Raw genomic sequence first — 6,381 nt, 5'->3', positions numbered from 1 at the left:
ACAAGAATCTGGTATAGAATTTGCTATAGCTACAGGTAGAGATTACTCTATGGTTAAACCATTCTTGGACAAGTATCAGTTGAAATGTGAAGCTATAGTTATGAATGGGGCAGAATATAGAGATTGTAAGGGAGAGGTAATAGAAAGCATAGGTATTGAAAAAGATAAAGTAAAAGATATTATAGTGGAGATATTAAAAGAAAGTAGTATAGTTGATATTTATACTAGTGAAGGTATTTTTACAACAAAGTATTCAAAAGAAGACTTTGAAAGTACTGTAAATAGAATTAAAGAATTTAATAAAGAAATGACAAAAGATAATATAATCAAATTATTAACTGAGATAAGAGAAAAAATGATAGAGTTTGATATAGAAGATATCGATAAAATTATAAGCTCAGAAATGGTATTTTATAAAATAATAACGTCTCATAAAGACAAAGAAACTATAAGAGACTTGAAAGAAAAGATAAATAAAATAGGTGGATTAGCAGTTGCTTCAACTTCAGAATATGATATAGAAGTAAATGATATACAAGCACAAAAGGGCTTAATATTAGCAAAGGTAGCAAAGATGAAGGGTATTGAAAAAGATGAGGTTATGGTCTTAGGAGATAGCTTTAATGATTATTCAATGTTTACTGAATTTAAAAATTCATATGCAATGAAAAATGCAATGGATGAGATAAAGAAAATAGCTACATATATAACAGAGACAAATAATAATGATGGGGTTGGCAAGGCTATAGAAAAAGTATTAAATATGCAATAATTTTACGGGGGAATTTATGAGAATATATTTAGTAAGACATGGAGAAACAATTTGGAATACTGAGGGAAGAATACAAGGTTGGAAGAACTCAAACTTAACAGAAAAGGGAATTGAAGATGCTAAGGCACTGGGAAAATATTTAAGAGATGTTGATTTTCAATGTGCATTTACAAGTCCATTTCAAAGAGCAATAGATACAACAAAATTTATTTTAGGAGATAAAAATATTGTTATAACCTCAAATGATAATTTTAGAGAATTAAATTTTGGTACATGGGAAGGCAGAGTTTTCCAAGATGTTAAGGCTGAGTATCCAGAGCAGCACTATAACTTATGGAATAAGCCAGAAGCATATATTCCTGTAGATGGTGAATATTTGGAACAGTTTAGAGAAAGAGTAAGACAAGGTATAAATGATGTAATAGATAGCAAGTATGATGGAAATATTTTATTGGTTACACACGCATTAGTGGTGAAATCCATATATAGTATTGCAAGGAATCTACCTGTAGATAAAATTTGGGATACTCCAAGGATTGGAAATACAAGTCTTACCATATTAGAAGTAGATAAAGTAGCAAGAACTATTAGCATTCTTCAGGAAGCAAGCACAAAACACTTAGAAGCAGAACCAGTTTTATAATTATGAATGATGAACTTAGGTAATGATGAATGATGAACTTAGTTAATGATGAGTTATGAATGATGAATGATGAATTGAGGAATAAACTCCTTAAGGGAGTTTAGAAAGGATGAAATTTATAGAAACTCTGCGAGTTTCTTCATTAATTCATAATTCATAATTCATCATTCATAATTAAATAAGAGTGTATGCTAAAGCAGTTATTGTTTTTGCATCAATTATTTCACCGTTTTTTATCATATTCTTAACTTCTTCAAGGGTGAAAATTTCTACTTCTGTAAATTCATCGAAATCTTCATGTTTTTCTGCTAGAGAAAGATTTGTTGCTTTATAAAGATATAGTAATTCATCACAATATCCAGGAACAATAGCAACAGTTCCAAGATGGAATAATGAGCTAGCTCTATAGCCTGTTTCTTCTTCTAGTTCTCTATAAGCACAATTTTCAGGAGCTTCATTTAAGGATAATTTTCCAGCAGGAATTTCATAAATAACCTTATCTATGGATTTTCTAAATTGTTTTATTAATATTATGTGATTTTCGTCTATAAAAGGAATTATTCCACAAGCACCAGGGTGTTTAATAATATCTCTGTTAGCTTCATTACCATCAGGCAATTGAACTTTTACTTTAGTAAATGTTAGATAATCACCTTTATATATTATTTCTTCGCTTAATGTTTTTTCCGAAAGATTCATATAAAAATACCTCCATAAAATTATATATAGATTATATCATACTGTATGAAAAATTTTTTAGGGGTATATTTACAATAGGAGTTCAAATTTTTGGTAAACAGTATTATTATTTAATTATACATAGCAGTAGGATTAATATGCTGTTTATGAAATATAAAATAGGGGTGGGTTATGGAAAAGAATTATTCAAAACTTTTATGGGGGTTAGTAGTATTAGCAGTTGGTGTTATTTTCACAGGTAATGTATTGGAGCTATGGTATATAGATGTATTTTTCCCAGGTTGGTGGACTATGTTCATGATTATCCCAGGTTTAGTATTAATATTAAGGGATGGATTCAATGTTGGTTCGGTAATTTTATTAGTGATAGGTGTTATTTTATTATGCGATAGTTGGGATATATTTGATACAAGATTGGTTTGGAGATTAATAATACCAATTGGAATAATAGCCATAGGTATTTCTTTAATTTTTTCCTTTTTTAAAGGTGAAAATACAAAAGAGAAAGTTACTGTAGAATATACAGAAGGAAATTATGAGGCTAATAATGGACACAAGTATAGTAAAAACTTAAAGTATGATAATGATGAATATGCTAATTATTCAACTGTATTTGGTTCATCAGAGTTTAAAAATTCAAGTCAAAATTTAAAACATGTCAAAATTGAAGGTGTTTTTGGTGGAGTAGTTGTAGATTTACGTGATGCAAAATTCAATGAGGATGTAACCTTAGAAATAAATACTGTATTTGCAGGGATAGATATATATGTACCTGATGATGTACGTATTATAACTGTATCAAGCACTCCAATTTTTGGTGGATTTTCTTTTAGAAAAAATAAGGAAATAGAAAATATTCCAAAAGTTAAGGTAAAATATGTTGCTATATTTGGAGGAATAGAGATAAAATAAAACATAAATATAAAAAAACAAAGGATGGTGCATATGAAAGTTGTAATTATTGGAGGAATTGCTGCAGGAATGAGTGCAGCAGCTAAATTAAAGAGAATGTCTCCAAATGATGAAGTCATTGTGTATGAAAAGGGAGATATAGTATCATTTGGAGCATGTGGGTTACCATATTATGCAGGAGGATTTTTTGAAGATCCAAATGAAATGATAGCAAGAACTCCTGAAGAATTTAGAGCATCAGGAATAAAGCTTTTTACAAATCACGAAGTAATGAAAGTTGATTTTAATAGTAAGAAATTACAGGTGAAAGATCTTATGACAGGAGTTTCTGTTGAAGAATCATATGATAAGTTGATGATTGCTATAGGAGCTTCAAGTATAATTCCTCCAATTAAGGGAATAGATTCAGAAAATGTCTTAACACTTAAATCAATGGAAGATGGATATAAAGTAAGAGCTCTTATGGAAGATAGCAATATAAGAAGAGTAACTGTAATAGGTGCAGGATTTATAGGAGTAGAGGTTATTGAAGCTGCTAAAAAGAATGGTAAAGAAGTTACTGTAGTGCAATTGCAAGATAGAATTTTAGCAGAAGTTTTTGATAAAGAAATAACAGATTTGTTAGAAGAAGAAATAAGAAACCATGATGTTAATTTATTATTAGATGAAACAGTAATGGAGATTAATAAAAAAGAAAACATAACTACTATTAAGACTGATAAAAGAGAGTTTGATACTGATATGGTCATTGTTGCCACAGGTTTTAGACCAAATACAGCTTTCTTAAAGGATAGTGGAATTGAAATGTTAAAAAATGGAGCAATAGTTGTTGATAAGTATGGTAAGACTTCTATAGAAGATGTGTATGCTGCTGGAGATTGTGCAACAATTAATAGTGTCATAACAAACAAAGCCATATATGTACCATTAGCTACTGGTGCCAATAAGCTTGGTAGAATAGTTGGTGAAAATTTAGCAGGAGCTAATAATGCTTTCCAAGGTTCATTGGCATCAAGCTGTATAAAGGTTATGGATATGGAAGCTGCTAGAACTGGTCTTTCAGAAAAGGAAGTGAAGGCATTAGGCTTTGACTATAAAACTAAGTTTATCACTGATATGAATCAAACTAGCTATTACCCAGGAAGACAAAAAATATATGTTAAGCTAATATATGATGCTCATACTAAAGTAATTTATGGTGGTCAAGTGGCTGGATATAAGGATGCTGTGCAAAGATGTAATGTTATAGCAGCATGTATATATGGAAAAATGACAACTGAACAATTAGGAATGCTTGATTTAAGCTACGCACCTCCGTTCTCAAGAACTTGGGATGTACTAAATGTGGCAGGCAACGTTTCAAAATAGAAGTAGATAAAATTTAATAATTTCTTATATTAATAAAATGGGGGGTGTAAAAAAACTCCCCCTTTTTATTTAGTAAAATGTCATTTTTATAAAATATATTTATTCAATAGCTATTTATTTAATTAAGTTTATTTAAAATCATATTAAATTCATCTATGGTTTGAGCTGGTGCACAATAAGTTTTTGTTAATTGTTCATTGCCCACTTCAGAAAGAATTATATTTTCAAAGTTATCTAAAATAAAAATAAAATGAGTAGTATTACCATTGTCAGTGTCATATGCAGATGCACCAATATAGTTTAAGTTATTTTCACCATAGATGCTTATTCCAAAAAGGTCATATTCTATACCATTAATTATTATAGAACCTGATAATCTATCAAGAGCTTTGAAATGTGACATTGTAAAGGCTTTTTCATAATCTGCACTTATTTGTATAGATATTTTAGATACAAAATTTTCTGTGAGATTATCTCTACATATTCCTATATAATTTTTATCTATATGTAAGGTTTTTTTATAGGAATTAAAGGCTAGAAAAGGAAATAAAGATAGAAAAAATAATATTATAAAACAATAAATAAGTTTTTTATTTTTTTTAGCGAGCATAGCTTAAAGTTGATGGAGCTTCACATGGTTGCCATGGCTTAGAATAAGCATGTCCATTCCAAAATCTCTCAAATTTTAAGTTGGTATCAACTTTACTATAACCTTTACTAGTCATATATCTAACTGTATTATAGCACCATGATGTTATATTTGATGTACTTAATAGTTCAGACACTGCAGGATAATGAATAGAAGTTAGATAAGCTGCATAATTGATAGCTTGTTGAATTTTATCAGTAATTGAATTACTTTGATGTACTAAATCAGCATAGCTTTTTAATGCATCAATATTTGATACTGTCAAATAAGCTCTTTTAGTGGTATATTCATAGCAAGCGGGTGTACCCACCCCATATGTACTTATTAATGAATTTTCATCTAATTCACCAGATTCTATTAATTCAATTAATTCTTGATTTGTAAGATAGTGTTTTGTGATTATTTCATTATTTTCAGTATCATTTACTAAATTGTCTAAATCTACATTGTCTACTATAGCGATTAACTGCTCATTACTAGGATTAATTGAATCAGCAAATACTGTAGTAGTTAATGCAGAAGTAAGTAGTAATGTTCTTTTTTTCATAATAAATCCCCCTAAAAAGTTTTGATATGTTAAGTTATATGAACATTGTTCTTCTCGATATTATTATATTCTAGCAGCATAATTAAATTCAATATCTTTGATTAGCCTGTAAAAATCAGTTTTATTGCAGAGCTGTTTGCCGTGCAATAAATTACAAAGAGAGAGTAATTCTATGAAAAATAGAACTATGTTTCATATCAACTTAATAGATTCTTTTTACATAAAATTGAAATATTATAATATAACAATACCATAGAAAATGTTTACAAAAAAGACTTTAATTTGACAAAAATTTTTAATATAATAAAATTTGGGGATAAAAACGGAAGTGAGAGAAATAAAATTGAAAAGGTCTTTTAGCTTATTTTTGTATAGACTGGAAACAGTACATGCAGTAAGTATGCCGTTGAGTTATTTCCCAAAAACAATGAGTTCAACTTCATATTCTAGTTGGGTTAACGCATAGTTATATAAAAATATAAAGTGATCAAGGGGGTATAATATGGATAAGAGTACATTTTTAGTTGCTATTAAGATTAATCCTTTATATATTTTGATATTTATAATAATATTTATAATTATAGTATTTAGCATATTAAATAAGAGAAAAAAATAAATAAATATCGTAGTATTAACGTGTTTCAAAAATTAATAAATGAAAAGAAAGTATTATTTTTTTAGAAGATAATAGCAATTAATTTAAGATGAGAGTTAGGTTTGAAAAATAAGAAGGTTGATAAGTACCAAAGGAGTTTTTAGCTCCTTTTTTTTTATCTTTTTGATTTTTTCTT

At 28.5% G+C, this 6,381-nt stretch carries 7 protein-coding genes; 4 read left to right on the top strand and 3 right to left on the bottom strand.

From position 1 onward, the window contains the following. Both Q5O44_RS05720 and Q5O44_RS05715 read left to right on the top strand, forming a co-directional pair. Positions 1 to 772, top strand: a 772-nt coding sequence (locus tag Q5O44_RS05720; protein ID WP_302637491.1) for an HAD-IIB family hydrolase, incomplete at its 5' end; no start/stop codon positions are given. A 16-nt stretch (positions 773 to 788) separates the two neighbouring features. Next, complete coding sequence (locus tag Q5O44_RS05715; RefSeq protein WP_022167438.1) at positions 789 to 1,415, top strand: histidine phosphatase family protein; 627 nt, start codon at positions 789 to 791, stop codon at positions 1,413 to 1,415. 174 nt (positions 1,416 to 1,589) lie between these two features. Here the strand turns inward: Q5O44_RS05715 and Q5O44_RS05710 are convergent, their stop codons facing one another. Beyond that, entirely contained in the window at positions 1,590 to 2,114 is a 525-nt protein-coding gene (locus Q5O44_RS05710) for an NUDIX domain-containing protein (protein ID WP_022167437.1), read from the bottom strand. A gap of 171 nt (positions 2,115 to 2,285) precedes the next feature. Between Q5O44_RS05710 and Q5O44_RS05705 the strand changes: the two genes are divergently transcribed. Further along, positions 2,286 to 3,026, top strand: a complete 741-nt coding sequence (locus tag Q5O44_RS05705; RefSeq protein WP_022167436.1) for a LiaF domain-containing protein — start codon at positions 2,286 to 2,288, stop codon at positions 3,024 to 3,026. A gap of 33 nt (positions 3,027 to 3,059) precedes the next feature. Then, positions 3,060 to 4,394: a CoA-disulfide reductase gene (locus tag Q5O44_RS05700; protein WP_022167435.1), complete on the top strand. Its 1,335-nt coding sequence runs from the start codon at positions 3,060 to 3,062 to the stop codon at positions 4,392 to 4,394. 118 nt (positions 4,395 to 4,512) lie between these two features. Here the strand turns inward: Q5O44_RS05700 and Q5O44_RS05695 are convergent, their stop codons facing one another. Next, positions 4,513 to 4,797: a hypothetical protein gene (locus tag Q5O44_RS05695; RefSeq protein ID WP_302637490.1), complete on the bottom strand. Its 285-nt coding sequence runs from the start codon at positions 4,795 to 4,797 to the stop codon at positions 4,513 to 4,515. A gap of 196 nt (positions 4,798 to 4,993) precedes the next feature. After that, positions 4,994 to 5,590, bottom strand: a complete 597-nt coding sequence (locus Q5O44_RS05690; RefSeq protein ID WP_022167433.1) for a hypothetical protein — start codon at positions 5,588 to 5,590, stop codon at positions 4,994 to 4,996. Positions 5,591 to 6,381: the final 791 nt, after the last annotated feature.

Origin of the sequence: Clostridium sp. CAG:221 (genome assembly GCA_000435835.1) — a bacterium.
Classification (GTDB): domain Bacteria; phylum Bacillota; class Clostridia; order Clostridiales; family Clostridiaceae; genus Clostridium.
Note: the sequence above shows the minus strand (reverse complement) of the source record. Positions and strands in the feature narration are given on the sequence as shown.

Excerpts from the sequence above, each read along its gene's own strand:
- Q5O44_RS05710 (WP_022167437.1), bottom strand. The coding sequence starts at position 2,114 with ATGAATCTTTCGGAAAAAACATTAAGCGAAGAAATAATATATAAAGGT.
- Q5O44_RS05705 (WP_022167436.1), top strand. The coding sequence starts at position 2,286 with ATGGAAAAGAATTATTCAAAACTTTTATGGGGGTTAGTAGTATTAGCA.
- Q5O44_RS05715 (WP_022167438.1), top strand. The coding sequence starts at position 789 with ATGAGAATATATTTAGTAAGACATGGAGAAACAATTTGGAATACTGAG.
- Q5O44_RS05695 (WP_302637490.1), bottom strand. The coding sequence starts at position 4,797 with ATGTCACATTTCAAAGCTCTTGATAGATTATCAGGTTCTATAATAATT.
- Q5O44_RS05690 (WP_022167433.1), bottom strand. The coding sequence starts at position 5,590 with ATGAAAAAAAGAACATTACTACTTACTTCTGCATTAACTACTACAGTA.
- Q5O44_RS05700 (WP_022167435.1), top strand. The coding sequence starts at position 3,060 with ATGAAAGTTGTAATTATTGGAGGAATTGCTGCAGGAATGAGTGCAGCA.